We start from the raw sequence: 23024 nt of genomic DNA on the forward strand, positions 1-23024 counted from the left end.
TGGTCTACTCCTCGGTCGGTGAGACGAGTGGTGCGTCGAGCGACGCGTCCGGTCGTGCGTCCAGTGGTACGTCGATCAGGGCCGTCAGCTCACGGACCAGCACCTCGGTACGCCGCCCCTCCAGACCGCCGAGCGGCGCCAGGAGCTGGTCGACGAGCTGCTGTACGACGCTGATCGCGCGGCCGGTGACCTCACGGCCCCGGCCGGTGAGTTCCAGCCGTACCGCGCGGGTGTCGGCCGCGTCCCGGGTGCGCTCGAGGAGACCCGTGGTCTCCAGCGCGCGGGCCAGCTTCGAGACGTACAGCGCCTCGAGGCCGGTGTGGTCGGCGAGCTCTCGCTGACTCGGCCGCCGGCCGGCGCGCTCCATGCCGAGCAGCGAGCCCAGCAGCGAGTACTGCGCGTGGGTCAGCCCCAGCGGCGCGAGGGCCCGGTCCACAGCCACGCGCCATTTCATCGACAGTCGCCAGACCAGGAAGCCGGGCGTCGGGCCCTCGGAAGCTGCGCTCATGACAGATACCATACATAGCTACTATGTACATGGCTAGTGTTTCTCGCGCTTCAGTCGCCGCGCGCCAGCTGATACGCGTAGTCCGGCGTGAACGTACCCGCCGCCCCCTTGCAGCCGTCGGACTCCCCCGGCAGCTTGATCCACAGGTAGGCGTCCACCCGTGCCTCGCCGGTCCGTGTCGTCGGCGCGCGGCCGAGCGCCCGGCCCGCCGGGTCGCACCACTGCCCCTCGGCCGGAGGGCCGTTGCCGTTCCTGCTGGTGTCGATGACCGCGCCGAGACCCGAGGGGCCGCCGAGCGCGGCGAGCACGCGCCGGGCGTAGTCGGCCTCGTCGGCGGTGCGGTGGAAGTTGGAGACGTTGGTGAAGATGCCGTCGCTGTTCGACCTCGCGCCCGCCGCGCGCAGGGCGGCGGCCTGCTTCCCGGCGGAGTGCCAGCCGGAGTGCCCCGCGTCGAAGTAGACCTTCGCCCGTGGGTTCGCGGCGCGCAGAGTGCGGCCCGCGCGCGCCAGCGAGGCGAAACGCGCCTCCCGCTCCCCCTCGGAGAGGCAGTCGGAGAGGGCGATCGAGTCGGGTTCCAGGACGACGATGACCTCACCGCCGCCGAGCCCGGCCGCGAAGTCGCCGATCCAGTCGTCGTACGAGCCGAGGTCCGGCGCACCACCCTGTGACGCGCCTCCGCAGTCCCGGTCGGGTATCGCGTACGGCACCAGGACCGGGACCCGCCCCGCCGTCTCGGCGGCCGAGGTCACGGACCTCACCTGCGCGGTCACGGCTCCCGGGTTGTACGCCGCGAACCAGACGGCGGCCGGCCGGTCCGCGATCCGGGACTTGATGAGCGGGTGTCTCGGGTCGTCCCGGTTGGCCCTGACCCAGTCGAGTACCCGGGACTCGGGGTGCCGGTAGAGGCCGGCGGCGCCCGGCGGTGAGGCCGGCGGCCGCGACTCCGGCTTCGTCGTGGGCTTCACCGACGACGAAGCGGACGGCCCGGACGGCTTCGAGGGCGGGCGCGAGGGCGCGGCCGAAGGTGACACCGGGGCCGAAGCCCGCAAGGAGGGCGTCACCGAGGGGCTCGGCCGCGCGGGCAGCGGCCCCTGAACCGGCGTTCTGGTCGTCTCCGGCCTCGCGGTGTCCCTGTGGTCACCCTCCCCCGCCACGGCGGACATCACCCCCGTCACCGTACCGACGGCGACTACCGCCGAAGCCGCGACAGCCATCGCGTTGCGGCGCTTGGCGCGCCGCCGCTCGGCGCGCTCGATCCGGCGCTGCGCACGTAAGCCTGGCACCCTGGCTCTCCCCCCAGATGGCCGGTCCCCCGGCGCCTGCGACTCGGTTCGTTCCCCCGTTCTGGGGAAGCCCTCACCTACGGCACCCGGTCAAAAGCCTAGGGCTGCGACGCTGCCCGTATGGCGCAGATCGAGTACTTCCCAGCTCAGGCGGACCGCTCCCGGACCTCGGTCGACGCAGTCGTGGCGCGGATGCGTTCCTTCCGCTGCGACTGGCCGCCGTCGGACGGTCTCGCTGTCTTCAACCGGGTCTATCTGGCGGTCACCGAGGAGATCGACCGGCGTATCGACGGCGGTCTGTTCCCCGACGCCCGCACCGCCGCCACCCTCGACGTGCTCTTCGCCGAGCGCTACCTGACCGCCGTCGACGCCTCGTCGGCCGGGCGCCGGGGACCCGCCTGCTGGCGGCCGCTGCTGCAGTACCGGCGCCATCCGGGCGTACGGCCGCTGCAGTTCGCGCTCGCCGGGATCAACGCGCACATCGGGCACGATCTGGCGCTGGCCGTCGTCGACACCTGCCAGGCGCTCGGCTGCCGGCCTGCCGATCTGGAGGGGGACTTCGACCGGGTGGGCGACACGCTCGTGGCGCTGGAGGAACGTATCCGCGAGGAGCTGATGCCGGGACCCGACCTGCTGGAGATCGCCGATCCCCTGACGCATCTGCTCGGCTCGTGGAGCCTGGAACGGGCCCGCGACGCCGCCTGGTCCGCCGCCCGGCTCCTGTGGCGGCTGCGCGAACTGCCCGATCTGGCCGAGGACTTCACGGAGCGGCTGGACGCGGGGGTCGGGCTCGTCGGACGGATGCTGCTGACGCCGCTGCCCGGCGGCGACTGAGCCACAGCCTTCGGGCGCGACGCCGGTGAAGCGGTGGTGAACAGCAGCCGTCGGCCGGCCCGAGACCGCGTTCGCACCCCGCGCCCCGCCCTACCCTGACCCGCACAGGTGCGCGAACAGGCGTGCTCCGGCGGCTGGGCGAGGACACGCGTGGAGTGGTTGAACCCCGAGAACGTGGTGGCGCTGCTCACCGCCATGGTGGGAGTGGCGGCCGCGATCGGCCCCTTCTGGTACGAGCGCCGGGTACCCCGCCGCAAGCGCATCGGCTACCGCGTGCAGATGGACACCCCCATAGGCGACGACGCCCGCAACGGTCACGACACCGTACGGCTGGGCCTGTTCGACGACTCCCCCGACATGTCCAACGCCACCCTCGTGCTCCTGCGTATCGAGAACGACGGCGCGCAGGGCATCTCGGCCACCGCCGGGGCCAGCACTACAAACTCCTCAACCTGCTCGGCGAAGGCGGCGTAGGCAGTGAGGTCCGGGTGACTGGCGGCCTCCAGGACGGCGATGTGATGCCCAACAAGAGCACGACCCCGGACGACAGGCCGCCCCTCTTCAATAGACCACCCTGATCGCCCTCTCCGATGGTCCAAAACCGAACGGCTATCCCCAGTTGCGCGAGAGCCGGGTCGCCGTGTCCGCGTTCGCACTCGTACTCGTACTCGTACTCAATGACCAGGTGCCGCTCAAGGGTCTGACGACCGCGCAGGTACGGCGGCTGTACGCCGGTGACATCCGCGACTGGAAAGAGCTCGACGGCCCGAATCCGCCGGTCCGCCTGATAAGCCGGGACGCCAACTCGGGCACCCGCCAGGTCTTCCAGCGCAGAGTGCTGGGGCGCGGCGAGCCCGCGAACTCCTCCCAGGACTCCCGGCCGTCCAGGCGCAGGTGGTGCAGGCCCTTGGGGCCGCCGGGCATCGAGAACATCGGCGCGGGCGGCCACCCGTACCACGAGATCGAGTACGCCTACACGTACGGCAGCCCGCCCGCCGACTCGCTGGTCTCCAGCTTCCTCGTCTGTCTGACCCGTGGCAGCGGCCAGGACGTCATCCGCACCCACGGCCATCTGCCGTGCGCCGCCCCGGAAGCGGCGAAGCCCTGCGCCGGAGACCAGGCGCAGGGCGATTGATGACCGCTCGGGGCCGGCCGGATCGCGGCCGGTCCCGAGCGGTACGTTCTTCCGGTTTCCCGGGTCAGTCCTCCGGCAGCTCGACCGGGGCGATCTCGTCGTAGAGGTCGCCGGGGCCCGGGTTCGTCGGGTCGGTCGTACCGCCGAAGTGGTGCATGACGCCCCACACCGCGTTCAGCGCGGTCTGTACGGCGCCCTCGGCCCACCCGGCTGTCCAGGAGATGTCGTCGCCCGCGAGGAATATGCCGCGCTTGTCCTGGGGGAGGCTGTCCTGCATGAAGTGGGTGAACAGGCGGCGCTGGTAGCGGTAGTGGCCCGGCAGGTTCGCCTTGAACGCGCCCATGAAGTAGGGCTCGTTCTCCCAGGACACGGTCACCGGGTTGCCGATGATGTGACGGCGGATGTCGACCTTCGGGTAGATCTCGCCGAGGGACTTCAGCATGACCTCCATCCGCTCGTTCGCGGACAGCGGCAGCCACTTGAGGCTGTCGTCGCACCAGGTGTACGAGAGGCAGATGGTGGCCGGCTTGTCCGGACCGTCGTCCAGCAGGTACGTACCGCGCGTCATCCGGTCGGTGAGCGTCATCGACATGACGTCACGGCCGGTCTCCTCGTCCTTGTCCAGCCAGAACGGCCGGTCGACGGGCACGAACAGCTTGGACGACTCCATGTAGTGGGTGCGCTCCATCGCCGTCCAGTGGTCGATGGGGAACAGCGAGTCGTCACAGGTGATCTTGGAGAGCAGCATCCACGACTGCGCGGTGAAGATCGCCGCCTGGTACGTCCGGATGTCGCCGGAGGCGTCGGTGACGGTGATCCGGTTGCCGGCCGTGCGGTGCATCCGCGTCACGGCGGGCTTCGGCTCGCCCTCGTGGAGCGACTTCAGCGACGTACCGAGCGGCCAGTGCACGAGCTTGACCGGCTCGCGCTCCCAGAGGCGGACGGGGAGCTGCTGGCTGCCGCCGACGATGCCGCGGTGGTGGTCGTCCGCCTCGGTGTAGACGACGCGCAGGATCTCGAGGATCGAGTTCGGGAAGTCGGTGTCCCAGCCACCGGTGCCGAAGCCGACCTGGCCGAAGATCTCGCGGTGGCGGAAGGACTTGAAGGCCTCGGACTCGCAGAGGAAGCCGTAGAAGGTCTGGTTGTCGAGCTTCTCGACGAGCTGCGCCCAGATCTCACGGATGCGCGGTACGTCGCGCTCCCGCATGGCCTGGTTCATGTCGGTGAAGTCGGCGCCCTCTTCGAGACAGGCGTTCCAGGCGTTCATGACGTCGCGGTAGACCTGCGGCAGGTCGTCGACGGTCACGGCGTAGTGCGACTCGCCCTTGAGGTCGACGACGGTCGACGGGGTCTCGGGGGCGAGGGGGTTCGGAAACGCCTTCGTCTCCAGACCGACCAGGTCGATGTAGTGCTGGAGGGCCGTGGAGGACGGCGGGAAGCGCATCGCGCCCATCTCGGCGGTCATCGACTCGTCGCAGCCCTCGAAGCCGACGGTACGCAGTCGGCCGCCGATCTGGTCGGCCTCGTACACGACGGGCTTGAGGCCCATCTTCATCAGCTCGTACGCCGCGATGATGCCGGACAGGCCGCCGCCGATGACCGCGACCTCGGTGCCGTGCTCGGTCGCCGGTATCTGGCCGAGGCCGGCCGGGTGCGCGAGGAAGTCGTCGTACGCGTAAGGAAAGTCCGGCCCGAACATGGTGATCGGCGGCTGCGCGTCGGTGTGCTGGACGGCGGTGGGCACCGTGGACGTCATGGGGTCGGACTCCTTGCGAAAACGAAAAGAAAGGGGCGAGGCGGAAGCGGCGTCAGGCCAGGGACGCGTACAGCCCGGGGCGGCGGTCGCGCAGGTACGGGTTGTTCTCGCGCGAGGCCCGCAGGAACTCGGGGTCGGCGTCGCCGAACACCAGCTCCTCCCCGCGGCCCGCGCGGGCGCGGGAGGCCCCGTCGGGACCGGCCAGGCAGCTGAGCCCGACGAACTCGAAGTCGCCCTCGGGCCCGGTCCGGTTCACATAGGCGACGTACATCTGGTTCTCGAAGGCCCGCACCGGCACGACGGACTCGGCAACGAACTGGAACGGGTGCATCTGTGCGGTAGGCACCAGCAGCAGGTCGGTGCCCGCGAGCGCGTGGGCGCGGACGTTCTCCGGGAATTCGACGTCGTAACAGATCATGAGGCCGACGGTCAGACCGCCGAGCTCCGCCTGGACGACCGCGTCCTCGCCGGGCGTGAACCACTCCTGCTCGAAGCAGCCGAAGAGGTGGGTCTTGCGGTAGTTCGCGAGCCGGGCGCCGTCAGGACCGATCAGCTGGGCCGAGTTGTAGACGACCTCCCCGTCGCGCTCCGGGTAGCCGTAGTGGACGGCCAGCCCGTGACGTACGGCGATGTCCGCGACGGCGTCGGCGGCCTCTCCGTCGGCGGGCTCGGCCAGCCGGTGCACGTCCGCCCCGATGGCGTAGCCGGTCAGGAACAGCTCCGGGCTGACCAGCAGCCCCGCGCCCGCGGCCGCCGCACGGCCAGCGGCCTCGTCGAGGACCTTGAGGTTCTCGTCGACGGAGCCGGGACGGCCGGAGCTCTGGAGCAGTGCGGTGCGCAACGGCGGCATGGCTGACCTCGGGCAGGTGGGGAGGGGCGTGCGGGAGACGTAATGACGGTACGTTCCGCGCTCGTACCGGGACAAGGCGCGACCGTTGCGGACCGACCGTCGATCCGTTGCGCAATTATCGCGGGATGCGGCGATTCATTGCGCGTACGCCGATGGGCCTGAGGTCGTACGACCGTACGCCGCCGGGAGTACCCCTGCGCCGTTGCTCCCCGCCGCCCGGCGGGGCGGCGATGCCGACCTGGGCGCGATGCCTGCCGGGGCCGTCGACGGAAGAGTGAGGGGCGTCCGGACGACAGCCGGATCGCCTGCTGAAGGAGCCGTAATGAACCGTCTCACCCATCGCCGTACGAAGATCGCCGCACTCGGCGCCGCACTGCTGATCACCGCGGGGGCCGCCGGCACCGCCCTCGCGTCCGGGGACGAGGTCCCGCGCGGCAAGGAGCGCGAGGCGGCGGCGCTGACCGGCACGGCGAAGCTGTACCGGCCGGCCGGGGACGACATCACGTTCACCTTCGACGCGCACTTGGCGGCGAAGGACAACATGGACCCGGAGCAGGCGTACGGAACGTTCCGCTTCAAGCACGTCTTCCCGGACGGCACGTCCGGCTGGGCCAAGGGGAAGGTCGACTGCCTCGTGACGGGCGGCAAGGTCGCGGTGGTGACGGGGACCATCACGGAGACCGATCAGGACAACAAGGGCAAGCGGGTCGGGATCTCGGTCCACGACCAGGGCAAGAACGACCGTCTCGGCTACAGCTGGATCGGCCGCGATGTCGCGAAGCAGAACCTGCCGAAGTGCATGAGCTCAGCCCCGTTCGAGAAGACCGAGCCGGGCTCGGGCGACTTCAAGGTCCTGCCCTGGCAACCGGAGTACGAGCAGGCCCCCGCGAAGGGCTAGGCGTATCGCCCAGGGGCGTGTCCTACGCCGGCGAGCCCGACGAGAACCGCCTCAGCAGCGGCGACAGCACCAGCACCGACTTCGTGCGCTCCACGAACGGCTCCCCCGCGATCCGCTCCAGCACCCGCTCGAAGTGCCGCATGTCGGAGGCGAAGATCTGGACGACGGCGTCCGCGTCACCGGTGACGGTCGACGCGGACACCACCTCCGGGTAGCGCGACAGGCCACGACGGATGTCCTCGGGGGACGTGTTGTGGCGGCAGTACATCTCGATGAAGCCCTCGGTCTCCCACCCGAGCGCGGCCGGGTCCACCCGTACGGTGAACCCGGTGATCGCTCCCTCGGCGCGCAGCCGGTCCACCCGCCGTTTCACGGCGGGGGCGGAGAGACCGACCTCGGAGCCGATGTCCGCGTACGAGCGGCGGGCATCCTGCGCGAGGGCGTGCACAATGCGTTCGTCGAGATCGTTCAGTCGCACTACGGGTGGATCACTTCTCTGCGGTGGCCAGACTGGAGCGGCGCAAGCCGTAGAAGAAGTAGAACACGAGCCCGGCGATCATCCAGCCACCGAAGTAGGCCCAGGTCTTGCCCGGCAGGCTGTACATCATGTACGCGCAGAAGGCGAAGCCCAGGATCGGCGTCACCGGGAACAGCGCCACCCGGAAGGTGCGCGGCATCTCGGGCCGCTTGTACCGCAGGATGGCTACGGCGACATTGACCAGGGCGAAGGCGAACAGCGTGCCGATGCTGGTGGCGTTGGCCAGCTCGCCGAGCGGGATGAAGGCCGCGAGCACGCCGCAGAACAGCGAAACGATGACCACGTTGGCCTTCGGAGTCCCGGTCTTCGGGTTGACCTTGGCGAAGACCTTGGGGACCAGGCCGTCGCGCGACATCGCGAAGAGGATGCGGGTCTGGCCGTACAGGACGGCGAAGACGACGCTGGCGATGGCCACGACCGCGCCGGCGGCGAGGACGACGCCCCAGAAGCTGTGCCCGGTGACGTCCTTCATGATCTGGGCCAGGGCCGCCTCGGTGCCCTCGAAGTCCTGCCACGGCATGGCGCCGACGGCGACCAGGGCGACGAGGCAGTAGAGCACGGTGACGATCAGCAGCGACAGCATGATCGCGCGCGGCAGGTCCTTCTTCGGGTTCTTGGCCTCCTCACCGGCGGTGGAGGCGGCGTCGAAGCCGATGTACGAGAAGAACAGAGTGGCCGCGGCGGCGCTGATCCCGGTCACGCCGAGCGGGGCCAGGGGGCTGTAGTTGCCGGCCTTGATGCCCATGAAGCCGATCGCGCAGAAGAGCACCAGCGTGGCGATCTTGATCATGACCATGATCGTGTTGACGCGAGCGCTTTCCTTGGCTCCGCCCATCAGGAAGACCATGGCGAGCATGATGACGACGAGCGCCGGGAGGTTGATGTAGCCGCCCTCGCCGAGCGGGGCGGAGACGCTCTCGGGGATGGTGAAGCCGAGCGTGCCGTCGAGCAGCTCATTGAGGTACTCACCCCAGCCGACGGCCACGGCCGCGACGGACACGCCGTACTCGAGCACCAGACACCAGCCGCAGATCCATGCGATGACTTCGCCCATGGTTGCGTACGAGTAGGAGTACGAGGAACCGGACACCGGTATGGAACCGGCGAGTTCCGCGTAGGAGAGCGCCGAGAAGAGGGCGGTGAGACCGGCGATGACGAACGAGATCGCGACGGCGGGGCCGGCGAGGGGGGTGGCCTCACCGAGCACGACGAAGATGCCGGTGCCGAGCGTGGCGCCGATGCTGATCATCGTCAGCTGCCACATGGTGAGCGAGCGGCGGAGCGAGCCGCCGTCGCCCTGGCCGCCTTCCGCGACGAGCTGCTCGACGGGCTTGCGCCGCATCAGCCGGGTGCCGAGATTCGGACGCTCGGATTCCGGTTGGGGAGTGACGGGTGGCGCTGCGTCCAACACTGGGGTGGCTCCTTATCGCTGCCGATCGGGAAGGCGGCGACCGCAGCGGTCCGCTCGGGGCGTCAGAAATCAGCCCGGAGCTCGGGAACCGCCGAGCAGGCGGTCCCCGCCACTCCACGTACAGCGCGAAGCCTACGAGGTGTGCGTTCGCATGCGTAATGCAGCAACCTTGCGTACCGACGGACGTTCATTGCGCACAACCGCCGACACATGGCTCTTTGTTGCGCCTCACCTTTCGATATCCCTTTTGTCCGTTACGACTGACCCCTTGTGGAGGCGAATCATGACGACGACGGACCAAGCATCCGGGGCTCCTGAGACAGCCCGCGCCGACCCGGAAGGATGGCTGGACCCCGCCCCCTTCCTGCGCGGCGTCGCCTGGCGCGACGGCGGCCGCGTCGTGCGCGCCGACCCCGCCGCCCTGGACCGGCTGCCGTGGGACACCGCCGAGCGCGCCGCCGTCCCCGTCGGCGTACGGCTGGAGTTCACGGCGCGGGGGGCCACCGCCCTCGACATCCGCTACCGCGCCGCCCTGCCCGCCCGCGCCGACGCCCTGCGCGACCTCGCCCACACCTTCGCGCTGTGGCACGACGGCGCCCTCGTGACGGAGGTCACCGAGACGCCGGAGGAGGAGACGGTCGTACGGATCGACCTGCCGGACCGGCGGGGCCGGTTCACCGTCCACCCGCCGGAGAGCCAGTGCCCCGAGATCCTCGGCCTGCGTCCGGTCGGCGGATCCATCGCGCCCGCCCCGCCGCAGCCCCGCTGGCTGGTGCACGGCGACTCCATCACCGAGGGCTGGTGGTCCACCCGCCCCGCCCACGCCTGGCCCTCGGCGGCGGGCCGCGCCCTCGGCCTGGACGCCGTCAATCTCGGCCACGCGGGCGCCGGCCGGGGCGAGTTGGCCGTCGCCCAGCAGATCGCGGGCCTCCCCGCCGATCTGCTGACCCTCGCTTTCGGCACCAACTGCTGGTCCCGGGCCCCGTTCTCGGCGCCCCTGCTGTACGAGACGGTGCGGGCCTTCGTCGGCCTCGTACGCCAGGGCCATCCGGACACCCCGCTGCTCGTCCTCTCCCCCGTCGTGCGTCCGGAGGCGGAACGGACCCGCAACGCCCTGGGCGCCACCCTCGCCGACCTGCGCACCGCCCTGGAAGAGGCCGCGCTGGCCTGCGCGGCCGAAGGCGACGACCGGCTGGCGCTGCTGCCCGGCAGGGACATCCTCGGCCCGGAACATCTCGCGGACGGGCTGCACCCGGACGACTCCGGCCACGCCCTCATGGCCGAGGCGGTCGCCGCCGCCCTGCGGCAGGCGGACTTCGTCGCACCACCGGGCGCCTAGCGGCCGTACTCCCGCCGTGTTCGCCCACGGCGTGAGTACAGGAGGGGCCAGAGGCTCATGGGACGGCGAAGACAGGGTAAACGAGCCATAGATGACTGAGGAGTCGCCCATGGTTGTCCTGGACTCGCCCCTGCAAGACACCGCGACGGCCAGAGAGGCCGCCGCCGACTACGTGTCCCGGCACTGCCCCTGGGCGGACCTCGACGCCGTACTGCTCGTGGTGAGCGAGCTGGTGGCCAACGCCGTGCGACACACCTCCGGCTGGTGGCGCCTGACCCTCCGCGCGGGCCAGGAGGAGCTGGTGGTGGAGATCGACGACTCCAGCGACCAGCCGCCCGTACCCCGCGAACCGGACTTCGGCGGCGGTGGCGGATTCGGCTGGCACATGGTGCAAAGGCTCGCCGGGCGGGTCGAGGTCCGCCCCCTGCCCGAGGGCAAGCGCGTACGGGCGATCTGGCCGCGACCGGCCGAGGCGTGCTAGGCCGCACGGCGAGGCCTGCGTATCAGGCCGCACAGCACAGCGGCCGGTCCCCGCGGGAGCGGGAACCGGCCGTCGGTGAGAACGGGGAGCGTCAGCTCCAGCTGGCGTGCAGCGGCTTGCCCTCGGCGTAACCGGCGGCGCTCTGCACCCCGACGATCGCCTTCTCGGCGAACTCCTCCAGCGAGCCGGCGCCCGCGTAGGTGCACGAGGAGCGGACACCCGCGATGATCGAGTCGATCAGGTCCTCGACGCCCGGACGGGTCGGGTCGAGGAACATGCGCGAGGTGGAGATGCCCTCCTCGAACAGCGCCTTTCGCGCCCGGTCGTACGCCGACTCCTCGCTCGTACGGTTGCGTACGGCACGCGCGGAGGCCATGCCGAACGACTCCTTGTACGCGTGGCCCTCGGCCGAGTGCTGGAGGTCGCCGGGCGACTCGTACGTACCGGCGAACCAGGAGCCGACCATGACGTTGGACGCACCGGCGGCGAGCGCCATCGCGACGTCGCGCGGGTGACGGACGCCGCCGTCGGCCCACACGTGCTTGCCGAACTTCTTCGCCTCGGCGGCGCACTCCATCACCGCGGAGAACTGCGGCCGGCCCACGCCGGTCATCATGCGGGTGGTGCACATGGCGCCGGGGCCCACACCGACCTTGATGATGTCCGCGCCGGCCTCGATGAGGTCGCGCACGCCCTCGGCGGCGACGATGTTGCCCGCGACGATCGGCACCTGCGGGTCGAGCGCGCGCACGGCCTTCACCGCGGCGATCATCGACTCCTGGTGCCCGTGCGCGGTGTCGACGACGAGCGTGTCCACACCGGCGTCGAGCAGCTGCTTGGCCTTGCCGGCGACGTCGCCGTTGATGCCGACGGCGGCCGCGATGCGCAGACGGCCGTCCGCGTCGGTGGCGGGCGTGTAGAGGGTCGCGCGCAGGGCGCCCTTGCGGGTCAGGACACCGGCGAGACGGCCGTCCTTGTCGACGGCGGGCGCGTACTTGCGGTTGGCGTGGTCGAGCCGGTTGAAGGCCTCGCGCGGGTCGATGGAGGCGTCCAGCAGGACCAGGTCGCGGGACATGACCTCGGACAGCTGCGTGAAGCGGTCGACGCCGGTCAGGTCGTGGTCGGTGACGACACCGACGGGACGGCGCTCGGCGTCCACGACGACGCCCGCGCCGTGCGCCCGCTTGGGCAGCAGCGACAGCGCGTCGGCGACGGTCTGCGAGGGGGCCAGGATGATCGGGGTGTCGAGCACCAGGTGACGCGACTTCACCCAGGAGACGACCTCGGTCACGACCTCGATCGGAATGTCCTGCGGGATGACGACGAGCCCGCCGCGACGGGCCACGGTCTCGGCCATCCGGCGGCCGGCGATCGCGGTCATGTTCGCCACGACCAGCGGGATGGTGGTGCCGGTGCCGTCGGGGGCCGCGAGGTCGACACCCTGGCGGGAACCGACGGCCGAACGGCTCGGCACCATGAATACGTCGTCGTACGTCAGGTCGTACGGCGGCTTCAGATCGTTGAGGAAACGCACGTGCTGAACATCCCAGTCGTTCGGAGTTGGCCCCCGGGCATTTCAGCCGGGGAAAAACGCACGTACTTCAGTGTCCCACGAGCACGCCGGAACACCCTCCGGGCCGAACATCCAGGCCGGGGGAGGTGCATTCGTCGGATCCTCCGAACGCGAGCGCCGGGCTCAGTCGTCAGGGTCCGCCCGGTCCAGCGCCGGCCGCGGCGCCGTCCCGGTCTCGCTCAGCAGGTAGTCGGCCGCCGCGGTGTCCGTGACCAGGCTCGTGACCAGGCCCGATCTCAGTACGGCGTCGATGGCGGCCGCCTTGCGCAGTCCGCCCGCTATGGCCACCACCTCGGGGATACGCCGCAGCCGGTCGGCCTCGACGGTGATGCACCGCTCCCCCAGGTCGCGCCCGACCCGGCGGCCCTGCGCGTCGAACAGGTGCGCGGACATCTCGGCGGCGACACCCAGCGAGGCGTAGTGCGCGCGCTCCTCGTCGGAGAGCATGTCGTGGACGGTGGAGATGCCCGGCTCCCAGGAACCGATGGAGACGGCCGCGACGGTCACCTTGTCGAAGTACTCGAAGGCGCGCGCGATGCCGGTCTGGCTGCGCAGCGCCGCCGCGGTCGCCGGGTCGGGCAGCAGCATCGGCGCGTAGATCGGGTGCGCCTCGCCGCCGGAGACCTGGGCGGCGCGGCGTACGGCCTCGACCGAGCCGCGCTCCGCCGTGCCCGCGTCGTACACGCCGGTCAGCTGGACGACGGTGCACGGTGGGAGCTGGTGCAGCGCCGCCGCCATGTGGATCGTGGAGCGGCCCCAGGCCAGGCCCAGTACGTCGCCCTCGTTCACCAGCTCGCCGAGGAGGTCGGCAGCGACCTCGCCCAGGTTCTCCGGATCGGTGGGCGCGCTGCCGGCGAAGCCGGGAGATCCGGGGAGCGCGTCCTCGGTGGCGTCGGCCGGGGACTCGACGACGACCGCGTGCCGCAGGCCGTAGCGGGCACGCAGCGCGTCGGAGCGCTCGGCGTCCAGCTCGGCGGGCACCCTGATCTCGATCCGTACGAGATCGCGTTCGAGGGCTGTCTCCAGGACCCTGGCCACCTTGAAGCGGCTGACGCCGAACTCCTCGGCGATCTGGATCTTGGACTTGCCCTCCAGGTAGAAGCGGCGGGCCATGGCCGCCGCCTGGACCAGCTCTGCGGGTCCCATCCGCAGGGCTGACCGGCCCGCCGACATTGCAGACACCGCGATCTCCTCACTGCTGTTCACACTCTGGGCTCGCTGTTCATCCTGTCAGATCAGCGAGACCTTGATCAGCCCCGAAGGGCGGCGTTCACCGAGCCGTGGCTCAGTGGTCGCATGCCCAGCCGGCCGTGGCCGTGGTCTCGGTCGCCTGGTTCCGCAGCATGCGCACGGCGGCGGCCGGGTCGTCCGTCCCGTACACGGCCGAACCCGCGACGAAGACGTCCGCGCCCGCCTCCGCGCAGCGCTCGATCGTCGACGCCGATACGCCGCCGTCCACCTGCAGCCACAGCTCCAGGCCGTGCTTGGAGATCAGCTCACGGGTACGGCGGATCTTCGGCAGCATGATGTCGAGGAACGCCTGGCCGCCGAAGCCCGGCTCCACGGTCATGATCAGCAGCATGTCGAGCTCGGGGAGCAGGTCCTCGTACGGCTCGATGGGCGTGGCCGGCTTCAGCGCCATGGAGGCACGGGCGCCCTTGGCGCGGATCTCGCGCGCCGTCCTGACCGGGGCGGCGCACGCCTCGGCGTGGAAGGTGACCGATCCGGCGCCCGCCTCGACGTACTGCGGGGCCCAGCGATCGGCGTCCTCGATCATCAGATGGCAGTCCAGCGGGATGTCCGTCGCCCGGCTGAGGGACTCCACGATCGGGACGCCGAGCGTCAGGTTGGGCACGAAGTGGTTGTCCATCACGTCGACATGGAGCCAGTCGGCGCCTTCGACGGCCTTCGCTTCCTCCGCCAGGCGGGAGAAGTCTGCGGAGAGGATACTGGGATTGATCTGAACAGCCATGGGCCAAGCCTGCCATGTTCCACGGCGCTTCCTCTCCTCGGTAGGTCCCTCGGTACGGACCAAAGGCGCCCAGGATCATCACAGTCCTCGCAATCCTGGCGATTCGGCCCACGACAAGGGCCATTGGGGGCGCCATGCCGGACGCTCAGGAGCTTCAGCCGCCGCCGCGGAAGGAGCTTCGGCCTCCGCCACGGAAGGGGATCGCCCGGTTGGTCTGCGGGCGGCGCAGCAAGTGGGTCGTCGTGGTGCTGTGGCTGGCGGTGATGACGCTGGCCTTCCCGCTGGCTTCGAAGCTCACCGACGCGCAGGACAACGACGCCGCATCCTGGCTCCCCGGCAAGGCCGAGTCCACCCAAGTCCTCCAGGAATCGGAGGAGTTCCGGCCCGATGTCATCCCCGCGGTCGTCGTGTACGCACGCGAGAGCGGCCTGACCGCCGGCGACCGTGCGCGGATCGCCGAGGATGTCGCGGCGTTCAGGGAACTGCGGGCTCACGGGGTGCGCGGCGACGAGACGCGCGGACCGGTCCTGGACCGGCCGGACGATCCGCGGGCCGCTCAGGTCTTCGTACCGATCACGATGGACGAGAAGGGCTGGGAGCGGCTCGCGCCCGCCGTCGACTCCGTGCGTGCCGAGACGGGCACCGGCGGGGGCGGGCTGGCTGTGCATGTCACGGGGCCGGGCGGCACCTCGGCCGACTTCTCCGAGGCCTTCGAGGGAATCGACTCCACACTGCTGCTCTCGGCGCTCGGTGTGGTGATCGTGATGCTGCTGATCACCTACCGCAGTCCGACGCTGCTGGTGCTCCCGGTGATCGCGGTGATCGGCGCGCTGGGGGCCGCGCAGGCGCTCATCTACCTCCTGGCGGAGCACGCCGATCTGACGGTCAACGGGCAGAGCGCCGGCATTCTCACGGTCCTCGTCTTCGGCGCGGGGACCGACTACGCCCTGTTGCTGGTCGCCCGTTACCGCGAGGAGCTGCGCCGCCACGAGGACCGGCACGAGGCGATGGCGCTGGCCCTGCACCGAGCCGGGCCGGCGGTGCTGGCCAGCGGCGCGACCGTGGTGCTCGGCATGCTGGTGCTGGTGGTCGCGGAGATGAACTCCACCAGCGGGCTCGGTCCCGTCGCCGCGATCGGCGTCGCGGTCGCCCTGCTGGCCATGCTGACGCTGTTCCCCGCCCTGCTGGTGATCTTCGGCCGCTGGATCTTCTGGCCGGTGATCCCGCACTTCGGCTCGCCGGAGCCCACCGAGCGCGGGGTCTGGGCCCGTGCGGGACGGCGGATCGCCCGCCGTCCGCGAGCGGTCTGGGCCGCCACGGCCCTCGTCCTCGCCGCCTTCGCCCTGGGTCTGACGCAGCTGCGCGCCGAGGGCGTCAGCAACGCGGACGCCTTCACGGGCAAACCCGACGCGATCACCGGGCAGGAGGTCCAGGGCAGGTACTTCCCGGCGGGCAGCGGCGATCCGCTGGTGATCGTGTCCAACGCCGGGCAGGCCGGGCAGGTCGGCGAGACCGTGGCGCGGACGAGCGGGGTCGTGCCCGGATCCATCGGCGTACCGCCCGGGACGAAGCCCCTGCACGACGGCCGGGTGCTGATCGAGGCGACGATGACCGCCCGCGGCGACAGCCCGGCCGCCAAGGACACGGTGGAGCGGGTACGGGACGCCGTGCACGCGATCCCGGACGCGGACGCCCAGGTGGGCGGCGGCACGGCGGCGCTGCTCGACATGGACGAGGCCACCGCCCACGACAACAGGCTGATCATTCCGCTGGTGCTGGCCGTGGTGCTGCTGGTGCTCATGGTGCTGCTGCGCTCGCTCGTCGCGCCGCTGCTGCTGATCGCGACGGTCGTACTGTCGTTCGCGGCGGCTCTCGGCCTGAGCGCGCTCGCCTTCCGGTACCTCTTCGACTACGCGGGCGAGACGACGGACTTCCCGCTGTTCGTCTTCGTGTTCCTGGTGGCGCTCGGCATCGACTACAACATCTTCCTGACCACCCGGATCCGGGAGGAGGGCCGCCGCCAGGGCACCAGGGCGGGCGTGGTGACCGGCCTGGCGGCGACCGGGGCGGTCATCACCTCGGCCGGCCTGGTCCTCGCCGGCACGTTCGCCGCCCTGGGCACGCTCCCGCTGGTGGCCTTCGCGGAGATCGGATTCGCGGTCGCGCTGGGTGTGCTGCTCGACACCTTCGTCGTACGGTCCGTACTGGTGACCGCACTGTTCCTGGACATCGGTCCCAAGGTGTGGTGGCCGCACCGCCTGGCCCGCGCGGACGGCCCGCAGGAGTGAGCGCGAGCACCCCTCACCATCCGATGTCGTCGCCGGACACGATCTCCGCGTGCAGATTGCGCCGCATCATCTCCAGCGCCGCCTCGGCCAGAGGGGGATGGATGTGCGCCACGGCGTCCCGCGGCACGGTCACCCGCAGGTGCCGGATGTGCGCGTCGAGCGCCGAGTACAGCACGCACTGCTCGGTGACCTGCCCGCACAGCACCACATGGTCGATCCCCAGCGAACTCAGCAGATAGCCGAGGGGTGTCTCGTAGAAGATCGAATGCCGCGCCTTGACCACGAAGAGCGAGTCGTCGTCCGGCCTCAGGGGCCGCACCAGCTCGGCGTGCGGACCGGAGAGCGCCGTATCGACGATCTCACCGTGGTGGGAGCGCCACTCGCCGAAGTTGTCGTTGGCGTAGACGACCGGAACGCCACTGGCCCTGGCGCGCTTCAGCAGCCCGACGATCGCCGGTACGGCCTGGCGCGCCGAGGGGAGCAGCAGATCGGCGTCGTCGTGGTCATAGGTGTTGATCATGTCGATGACGATGAGAGCGGTCTTTCCCATACGCCCCAGGGTTCCCGAAAACCGCCGGTCCCCCCACTCGGGGGCCGCGATCCCGCCTAGGCGGTCCGGCGCAGCAGCGCCAGGTACATCGCGTCCGTGCCGTGCATGTGCGGCCACAGCTGTACGTCGGGCCCCTCACCCAGCGCCGGGACACCGGGCATCAGCGGCTTGGCATCGATCCACTCGACCTCGAACGGCTCGTGCCCGCCCCGCCCCTTGAGTACGTCGTCCACGACGATCCGCGTCTCGGCGAGGTGCGGCGAGCAGGTCGCGTACCCGACGACGCCGCCCACACGGACAGCGTTGAGCGCCTCCCTCAGCAGCCCGCGCTGGAGCGGGGCGAACCCCTCCAGGTCCTCGGCGCGCCGGCGCCAGCGCGCCTCGGGGCGGCGGCGCAGCGCGCCGAGCCCGGAGCACGGGACGTCTACGAGGACGCGGTCGAAGGTGCCCGGGAGCCACGGCGGGCGGGTGCCGTCGGCGGCGACGACCTGGTACGGGCCGGGGTTGCCCGCGAGTGCGCGCTCGACGAGGCGGGCGCGGTGCGGCTGCTTCTCGGCGGCCAGCAGCGCGGCGCCCCGCTGGGCGGCGAGCCCGGCCAGCATGGCCGCCTTGCCGCCCGGCCCGGCGCAGCCGTCGAGCCAGCGCTCGTCCCGCCCGTCGAGGGGCGCGTTGGCGAGCGCGACGGCGACCAGCTGGCTGCCCTCGTCCTGGACGCCGGCGCGGCCCTCGTGGACGGCCGCGATGGCCCCCGGCTCGCCGCCCTCGGCCAGCCGTACGGCGTACGGAGACCAGCGGCCGGGCAGCCCCGAGTCGTCGCCCAGTACTTCCATCAGCTCATCGGCGGTGGAACGTCCGGGGCGGGCGACGAGCGTCACCTCGGGCCGCTCGTTGTCCGCCTCCAGCAGGTCCTCGATGCCGGCGCGTCCGCCGCCGAGGGCGTCCCAGAGCGCGGAAACGATCCAGCGCGGATGGGAGTGGACAACGGAGAGGTGCTGCTCGGCGTCGTCGTCGTACGGCGGAGCGACCTGCTCCACCCAGGCGTCGAGATCCTGCGCGGAGATCTTCCGCAGTACCGCGTTGACGAACTTCGCGCGCCCCTCGCCGAGCACCACGCGCGCCAGTTCCACACTCGCGGAGACGGCGGCGTGGGTCGGGATGCGGGTGCCGAGCAGCTGGTGCGCGCCGAGCGCCAGCACGTCGAGGACCGGCGGGTCCACCTCGCGCAGCGGCCGGTCGATGCAGGCCGCGATGACCGCGTCGTACGTGCCCTGGCGGCGCAGCGTGCCGTACACCAGCTCGGTCGCGAGGGCCGCGTCGCGCTCGTCGAAGTTGCCCTTGGCCCGGGCCTTCTTGAGCAGCGGCGGCAGGACGAGGTTGGCGTAGGCGTCCCGCTCGTCGACGGCGCGCAGCGCCTCGAAGGCGAGGAAGCGGACCGGGTCCTTCTGAGGGCGCCGGTGCGGCTTGGCGGGGCGCTTTGCGGGGCGCTTGGCGGGACTGCTGCTTGGCTGGTCACTCACGAAAAAGGTGCTCCGCTTGAGAGGGGGACGAACCCTCTCAGCGTACGTCCGCCGGGCCGAGGTGTTCGCCCGGGGCGATCCGCACGCCGCGCGCCCAGTCGGCGGCGGGCATCGGCTTCTTGCCCTGCGGCTGCACCCAGAGGAGCTCCACGGGATGCGATCCGGTCCCGACGTACACATTCTTCTTGCCTGCGGCCAGCTCGCCGGGAACCAGGCCCAGGTCCGTCCGCTCCGGCAGCGGCTTGACCGCGACCAGCTTGAGCCGCTCGCCGCGCAGCAGCGTCCAGGCTCCGGGTGCGGGCGTGCAGCCGCGCACGACACGGTCGACGCGCAGCGCGGGCGCCGCCCAGTCGATCTGCGCGTCCTCGACGGCGATCTTCGGTGCGAGCGTGATGCCTTCGGAGGGCTGCGGTACGGCGTGGAGCGTGCCGTCCTCGATGCCGTCCATGGTCGCGGCGAGCAGCCCGGACCCGGCGAAGGCGAGCCGGGTGAGCAGGTCGCCGCTGGTGTCGGTGGGCCGTACCTGCTCGGTGAGCACTCCGTACACAGGCCCGGAGTCGAGCCCCTCCTCGATGAGGAACGTCGAGGCCCCCGTGACCTCGTCCCCCGCGAGGAGGGCGTGCTGCACGGGAGCGGCACCGCGCCAGGCGGGCAGCAGCGAGAAATGAAGATTCACCCACCCCTTGGCCGGGATGTCGAGGGCGCTCTTGGGCAGCAGCGCGCCGTACGCGACGACCGGGCAGCAGTCCGGGGCGATCTCGCGCAGCCGCGCGAGGAAGTCCTCGTCGCGCGGCCTGACCGGCTTGAGCACCTCGATACCGGCCTCCTCGGCGCGCGCGGCGACGGGACTGGCGACGAGCCTGCGCCCACGTCCGGCAGGAGCGTCGGGGCGGGTGACGACGGCGGCAACTTCGTGCCGGCCGGAGGCGATCAGGGCGTCCAGGGCGGGTACGGCGACCTCGGGGGTGCCTGCGAAGACGAGCTTCATCGGTGGCGCGGGCCTCTCGGGCAGGAAGGGCGGAACGGGGTGCGGCGTGCGGGAGGCGCACCAGTCTATGGGCGCCCGGAGGCCATGGCTCCAGGGGGCGTACGCACATTCGCGCGCCCCGCGCATATGCGCATACGCCCCCAGCAGCGTGACCCCGGTGCCGGGTGACGCGTTGGTCAAGAGAGATTGACCAAAACGGCCCGCACACGCGGCCCCGACGCCCTTCGCACTGCCTTGCTTTCCTTCTTCCGCCCCTTCTTTCACGCCGGTTCGAGAGGCTTGTTCATGGCCGACCACGCAACCCACGACGCCCAAGCACGGGCCAGCCTGCATCTGTTGGTACGGGACATCGAGCGGGTCCGCCGGCAGGTGGACGCACTGCGCACCCTCACCGCCCAGCTCGGCAACGTCTACCGCCCGCGTCGCTCCGGCCCTTCCACGGGCTTCGTCGTCTACGGCCGGGCCCCGGCGCCGACCGTACGCCTCGCGCAGGAGCTGCGGGACAGCGTCGAGACACTGGTGACCGCCGCCGTGGACTTCGACCGTTCGCTCGGCTTCTCCTGGGATGCCGTCGGCTCGGCGCTCGGAGTGACCAAGCAGGCGGTCCACCGCCGTTACGGCGCGCGGCGGGCGGCGACGCAGACGGCTGCGCCCGTCGAAGCCGACCTGGCGGTCGAGACGGCGACCGCTACCCGCACTCTGCCCGTCCCGCCACCCCCGCCGTCGGTACCGGCTGCGCGCTCCATGCCGCCGCAGCCGACGGCCGCTTCCCAGTCGCTGCGCGACGAGTTCCGCCCAACCGCCTTCCCGGGCCCCCGCAACGGCTGACCTCCCGCGCCCCTTCCCGGCCGTCCCGCCGGCACGCCGACACGGCACGCACGACGGGACGGCCGGGGCGTCGGGTCACCCGATGTCCGGCGGATCGATCCTGATCCGCACCGGATCTCCGGCTCCGCGAGCCATCCGCGCCGCCTGCGCCGCCTTCAGCGCCGCGGCGAGCGCCGCCCCGCTCCCCGGCGGCACCCTCAGCAGCGCCCGCTCCCACACTTCGCCCACCGGAGGATCGCCGGGCCTGCGGGGCCGGCCGGGCTCCACGACAGGCAGCGGCACGGGCCCCAGCACCTGCGCGTCGCCCGGCAGCTCCGCCGCCGCCAGGAACGCGGCGATCGCGTCCGGCCGGCCGCTCACCGCCGCCATCCGCGACACCGGCGGGAAGCCGAGCTCCGCCCGCTCCGCCAGCTCCCGCTGCGCGTGCCCCACCGGATCCCACCGCACCAGTGCCTGCACCGGCCGCAGCGTCGGCTCGGCGACCACCACCACCGTGCCGCCCTCCCCCTGCGCCCTGACCAGCGCCGAGGCGCTTATCCAGCGCCACAGAGCGTCCTCCCCGGCCCGCAGATCCGGCCGCCCGAGCATCGCCCAGCCATCGAGCAGCAGCGCCGCCGCGTAACCGCCCTCGGCCACCGGCTCGGCCCCCGGCGTACTGACAACGAGCGCCGGCACCCCCGGCACGCTCTCCAGCACATGGTCGCGCCCGGACGTACGCACCGGCACAGCGGGAAACGCCCGCCCCAGCTCCTCCGCCGTACGCCGCGCCCCGACCACCTGCGCCCTCAGCCGCACGCTCGCGCATTCGCCGCAACGCCACCCGGCCGCGTCCCGGCCGCACCACCCGCAGTGAAGTTCCCGCTGGTCGGCGGCCTCGAGCGGCCCCGCGCAGTGCCGGCACCTCGCGGGCGTACGACACCGCTCGCAGGCCAGGCTCGGTACGTACCCGCGTCGGGGCACCTGCACCAGCACCGGGCCGGTCTTGAGCCCGTCCCGCACCGTCTGCCACGCCAGACTGGGCAAACGCGCCGCCCGCGCGGCCCCGTCCCGGGCCACCTCCTCGTCACCGACCGTCCGGATCAGCGGCGCCGCGGCCCGCACCTGATCACGCCCCGCCCGCAACGGCGCGGCCCACTTGCTCTCCACCAGCTGGGCCGCCTCGACCGTGCAGCTCGCAGCCCCCAGCAGGAACCCGCATTTACTGTGCTGCGCCCGCAGCTCCAGCACCTCCCGCACATGCGGAAACGGCGCGTGGTCGTCGCTGTGGCTCGAATCCCCGTCGTCCCATATCGCCACCAGCCCCAGGTCCGTCACCGGCGCGAACATCGCGGCCCGCGTCCCGATCACCGCCCGCACCGATCCCCGCCGCGCGGCCAGCCACTGCCGGTACCGCTTCTGGGGCCCGGCATCGGCGGTCAGGAGCGTGTGATGCCCCTTGCCCACCAGCGCGGTGAGCGCGGCGTCCACCCGGGCCGCGCTCCGCCCGTCCGGCAGCACGACCAGCGCGCCCCGCCCGGAGGCCAGCGTCGCCGCCACGGCTCGGGCCAGCTCGTCCGGCCAGTGCGGCCCCGGCAGCGCGTTCCACACGGCTCGCGGCGCTCCGCCCGCCGCCAACTCCCGCAAGAACGCGGGCCCGTGCACATACCGCTCCCACGTCCCGGCCTCCGGAGCGTCCGGTGGCGGCAGCGGCTCGGGCGAAGGCTTCCCCTCGGCCGGCCCGTTCCTGGGGGGGACGGCCAGCTGCAGTACGTCGGCGAGGCTCCCCGCGTACCGGTCGGCGATCGCCCGCGACAACGCCAGCAGCTCCGGCCCGAGCACCGGCTCCGGGGACACCACATAGGCGAGCGCCGCCAGCGGCCCGGCGTAGTCCGACTCGGCCCGCCGCTCGATCAGGAAGCCGTCGATCATGCCCCCGCCCTCACGACGCCCCTCACGCACGTTGTGCGCCCCGGCCCCGAACCGCACCCGGACCCGCACCCCCGGCTGGGCGACGGCGTCCAGCTCCTCGGTCACGGCGTAGTCGAAGTACTGGTCGAGGTGCAGCACCCCCTTGTTGACCATCACCCGGGCAACGGGCAGCTCCTTCGCGAGCGGCGCCCCCCGCCACGTCCGCGGCTTGGCCTTCGGAACCTTCGCCTGCCGCACACTCTCCCGAATGAGCGCAAGCTGCTCCGGCACCCCGCCCCCGGGCTGCTCCTCGGACCGCTCATCGTTCCTGCTCACAGCCAAATTCCTACCAGAGACCACTGACAACGCGGCAAGCGCGAAGGCCCCG

At 71.7% G+C, this 23024-nt stretch carries 19 protein-coding genes and 1 pseudogene; 7 read left to right on the forward strand and 13 right to left on the reverse strand.

Annotated features, from left to right (window positions below):
- Positions 1-4: 4 nt before the first annotated feature.
- Together AC1P0E_RS04520 and AC1P0E_RS04525 are read right to left on the reverse strand one after the other, a co-directional pair.
- Positions 5-508, reverse strand: coding sequence for a MarR family winged helix-turn-helix transcriptional regulator (locus AC1P0E_RS04520; RefSeq protein WP_482740850.1), 504 nt, complete (start codon positions 506-508; stop codon positions 5-7).
- Positions 509-558: 50 nt separating this feature from the next.
- Positions 559-1722: a glycoside hydrolase family 6 protein gene (locus AC1P0E_RS04525; RefSeq protein WP_482745650.1), complete on the reverse strand. Its 1164-nt coding sequence runs from the start codon at positions 1720-1722 to the stop codon at positions 559-561.
- Between the two features lie 189 nt (positions 1723-1911).
- Here AC1P0E_RS04525 and AC1P0E_RS04530 point away from each other — a divergent pair, with 189 nt between their 5' ends.
- Together AC1P0E_RS04530 and AC1P0E_RS04535 are read left to right on the forward strand one after the other, a co-directional pair.
- A complete protein-coding gene (locus AC1P0E_RS04530; RefSeq protein WP_482740851.1) occupies positions 1912-2625 on the forward strand; it encodes a DUF5995 family protein in 714 nt (237 codons plus the stop codon).
- Between the two features lie 150 nt (positions 2626-2775).
- A pseudogene (locus AC1P0E_RS04535) lies at positions 2776-3760 on the forward strand (substrate-binding domain-containing protein).
- Between the two features lie 64 nt (positions 3761-3824).
- Here AC1P0E_RS04535 and AC1P0E_RS04540 read toward each other — a convergent pair.
- Both AC1P0E_RS04540 and AC1P0E_RS04545 read right to left on the reverse strand, forming a co-directional pair.
- On the reverse strand, positions 3825-5516 hold the full coding sequence (locus AC1P0E_RS04540; RefSeq protein WP_482740852.1) for a flavin monoamine oxidase family protein: 1692 nt from the start codon (positions 5514-5516) through the stop codon (positions 3825-3827).
- 52 nt (positions 5517-5568) lie between these two features.
- Positions 5569-6366: a carbon-nitrogen hydrolase family protein gene (locus tag AC1P0E_RS04545; protein ID WP_482740853.1), complete on the reverse strand. Its 798-nt coding sequence runs from the start codon at positions 6364-6366 to the stop codon at positions 5569-5571.
- Positions 6367-6688: 322 nt separating this feature from the next.
- Here AC1P0E_RS04545 and AC1P0E_RS04550 point away from each other — a divergent pair, with 322 nt between their 5' ends.
- Positions 6689-7264 (forward strand): Repetin, encoded by a 576-nt coding sequence (locus AC1P0E_RS04550; protein WP_482740854.1) that lies wholly within the window; start codon positions 6689-6691, stop codon positions 7262-7264.
- Between the two features lie 22 nt (positions 7265-7286).
- Here the strand turns inward: AC1P0E_RS04550 and AC1P0E_RS04555 are convergent, their stop codons facing one another.
- Both AC1P0E_RS04555 and AC1P0E_RS04560 read right to left on the reverse strand, forming a co-directional pair.
- Positions 7287-7742 (reverse strand): Lrp/AsnC family transcriptional regulator, encoded by a 456-nt coding sequence (locus tag AC1P0E_RS04555; RefSeq protein ID WP_028814051.1) that lies wholly within the window; start codon positions 7740-7742, stop codon positions 7287-7289.
- Between the two features lie 10 nt (positions 7743-7752).
- Positions 7753-9213 (reverse strand): amino acid permease, encoded by a 1461-nt coding sequence (locus AC1P0E_RS04560; RefSeq protein WP_482740855.1) that lies wholly within the window; start codon positions 9211-9213, stop codon positions 7753-7755.
- 283 nt (positions 9214-9496) lie between these two features.
- On the opposite strand from AC1P0E_RS04560, the gene AC1P0E_RS04565 reads away from it, so the two are divergent.
- Both AC1P0E_RS04565 and AC1P0E_RS04570 read left to right on the forward strand, forming a co-directional pair.
- Entirely contained in the window at positions 9497-10552 is a 1056-nt protein-coding gene (locus AC1P0E_RS04565; protein ID WP_482740856.1) for a GDSL-type esterase/lipase family protein, read from the forward strand.
- Between the two features lie 109 nt (positions 10553-10661).
- Positions 10662-11033, forward strand: coding sequence for an ATP-binding protein (locus AC1P0E_RS04570; protein WP_482740857.1), 372 nt, complete (start codon positions 10662-10664; stop codon positions 11031-11033).
- A gap of 91 nt (positions 11034-11124) precedes the next feature.
- Here the strand turns inward: AC1P0E_RS04570 and AC1P0E_RS04575 are convergent, their stop codons facing one another.
- From AC1P0E_RS04575 to rpe, 3 genes are all read right to left on the reverse strand, one after another.
- Positions 11125-12567, reverse strand: coding sequence for a GuaB1 family IMP dehydrogenase-related protein (locus tag AC1P0E_RS04575; protein ID WP_482740858.1), 1443 nt, complete (start codon positions 12565-12567; stop codon positions 11125-11127).
- Between the two features lie 162 nt (positions 12568-12729).
- Positions 12730-13812 (reverse strand): sugar-binding transcriptional regulator, encoded by a 1083-nt coding sequence (locus AC1P0E_RS04580; protein WP_453407622.1) that lies wholly within the window; start codon positions 13810-13812, stop codon positions 12730-12732.
- 79 nt (positions 13813-13891) lie between these two features.
- The gene (gene rpe / locus AC1P0E_RS04585) at positions 13892-14578 is read right to left on the reverse strand and encodes a ribulose-phosphate 3-epimerase (RefSeq protein WP_138896807.1); all 687 of its coding nucleotides are present in this window, start codon (positions 14576-14578) and stop codon (positions 13892-13894) included.
- Positions 14579-14712: 134 nt separating this feature from the next.
- On the opposite strand from rpe, the gene AC1P0E_RS04590 reads away from it, so the two are divergent.
- Positions 14713-16866: an MMPL family transporter gene (locus AC1P0E_RS04590; RefSeq protein ID WP_482740859.1), complete on the forward strand. Its 2154-nt coding sequence runs from the start codon at positions 14713-14715 to the stop codon at positions 16864-16866.
- 13 nt (positions 16867-16879) lie between these two features.
- Here the strand turns inward: AC1P0E_RS04590 and AC1P0E_RS04595 are convergent, their stop codons facing one another.
- From AC1P0E_RS04595 to fmt, 3 genes are read right to left on the reverse strand one after another with little or no spacing between them, the layout of a single operon-like run.
- Entirely contained in the window at positions 16880-17416 is a 537-nt protein-coding gene (locus AC1P0E_RS04595) for a cysteine hydrolase family protein (RefSeq protein ID WP_482740860.1), read from the reverse strand.
- Positions 17417-17472: 56 nt separating this feature from the next.
- Entirely contained in the window at positions 17473-18933 is a 1461-nt protein-coding gene (locus AC1P0E_RS04600; protein ID WP_482740861.1) for an RsmB/NOP family class I SAM-dependent RNA methyltransferase, read from the reverse strand.
- A gap of 37 nt (positions 18934-18970) precedes the next feature.
- Positions 18971-19921, reverse strand: a complete 951-nt coding sequence (gene fmt, locus AC1P0E_RS04605) for a methionyl-tRNA formyltransferase (protein ID WP_482740862.1) — start codon at positions 19919-19921, stop codon at positions 18971-18973.
- A 285-nt stretch (positions 19922-20206) separates the two neighbouring features.
- On the opposite strand from fmt, the gene AC1P0E_RS04610 reads away from it, so the two are divergent.
- Entirely contained in the window at positions 20207-20749 is a 543-nt protein-coding gene (locus AC1P0E_RS04610) for a hypothetical protein (protein WP_482740863.1), read from the forward strand.
- 75 nt (positions 20750-20824) lie between these two features.
- On the opposite strand, the gene AC1P0E_RS04615 is transcribed toward AC1P0E_RS04610, so the two are convergent.
- On the reverse strand, positions 20825-22972 hold the full coding sequence (locus tag AC1P0E_RS04615) for a primosomal protein N' (protein ID WP_482740864.1): 2148 nt from the start codon (positions 22970-22972) through the stop codon (positions 20825-20827).
- Positions 22973-23024 lie beyond the last annotated feature (52 nt).

The organism is Streptomyces sp. TRD_SC_5 (assembly GCF_056836825.1).

What these genes read in the sequence shown, in the direction of transcription:
- AC1P0E_RS04520 (WP_482740850.1), bottom strand. Translation starts at nt 508, where the DNA reads ATGAGCGCAGCTTCCGAGGGCCCGACGCCCGGCTTCCTGGTCTGGCGA.
- AC1P0E_RS04525 (WP_482745650.1), bottom strand. Translation starts at nt 1,722, where the DNA reads ATGGCTGTCGCGGCTTCGGCGGTAGTCGCCGTCGGTACGGTGACGGGG.
- AC1P0E_RS04530 (WP_482740851.1), top strand. Translation starts at nt 1,912, where the DNA reads ATGGCGCAGATCGAGTACTTCCCAGCTCAGGCGGACCGCTCCCGGACC.
- AC1P0E_RS04540 (WP_482740852.1), bottom strand. Translation starts at nt 5,516, where the DNA reads ATGACGTCCACGGTGCCCACCGCCGTCCAGCACACCGACGCGCAGCCG.
- AC1P0E_RS04545 (WP_482740853.1), bottom strand. Translation starts at nt 6,366, where the DNA reads ATGCCGCCGTTGCGCACCGCACTGCTCCAGAGCTCCGGCCGTCCCGGC.
- AC1P0E_RS04550 (WP_482740854.1), top strand. Translation starts at nt 6,689, where the DNA reads ATGAACCGTCTCACCCATCGCCGTACGAAGATCGCCGCACTCGGCGCC.
- AC1P0E_RS04565 (WP_482740856.1), top strand. Translation starts at nt 9,497, where the DNA reads ATGACGACGACGGACCAAGCATCCGGGGCTCCTGAGACAGCCCGCGCC.
- AC1P0E_RS04570 (WP_482740857.1), top strand. Translation starts at nt 10,662, where the DNA reads ATGGTTGTCCTGGACTCGCCCCTGCAAGACACCGCGACGGCCAGAGAG.
- rpe (WP_138896807.1), bottom strand. Translation starts at nt 14,578, where the DNA reads ATGGCTGTTCAGATCAATCCCAGTATCCTCTCCGCAGACTTCTCCCGC.
- AC1P0E_RS04590 (WP_482740859.1), top strand. Translation starts at nt 14,713, where the DNA reads ATGCCGGACGCTCAGGAGCTTCAGCCGCCGCCGCGGAAGGAGCTTCGG.
- AC1P0E_RS04595 (WP_482740860.1), bottom strand. Translation starts at nt 17,416, where the DNA reads ATGGGAAAGACCGCTCTCATCGTCATCGACATGATCAACACCTATGAC.
- fmt (WP_482740862.1), bottom strand. Translation starts at nt 19,921, where the DNA reads ATGAAGCTCGTCTTCGCAGGCACCCCCGAGGTCGCCGTACCCGCCCTG.
- AC1P0E_RS04610 (WP_482740863.1), top strand. Translation starts at nt 20,207, where the DNA reads ATGGCCGACCACGCAACCCACGACGCCCAAGCACGGGCCAGCCTGCAT.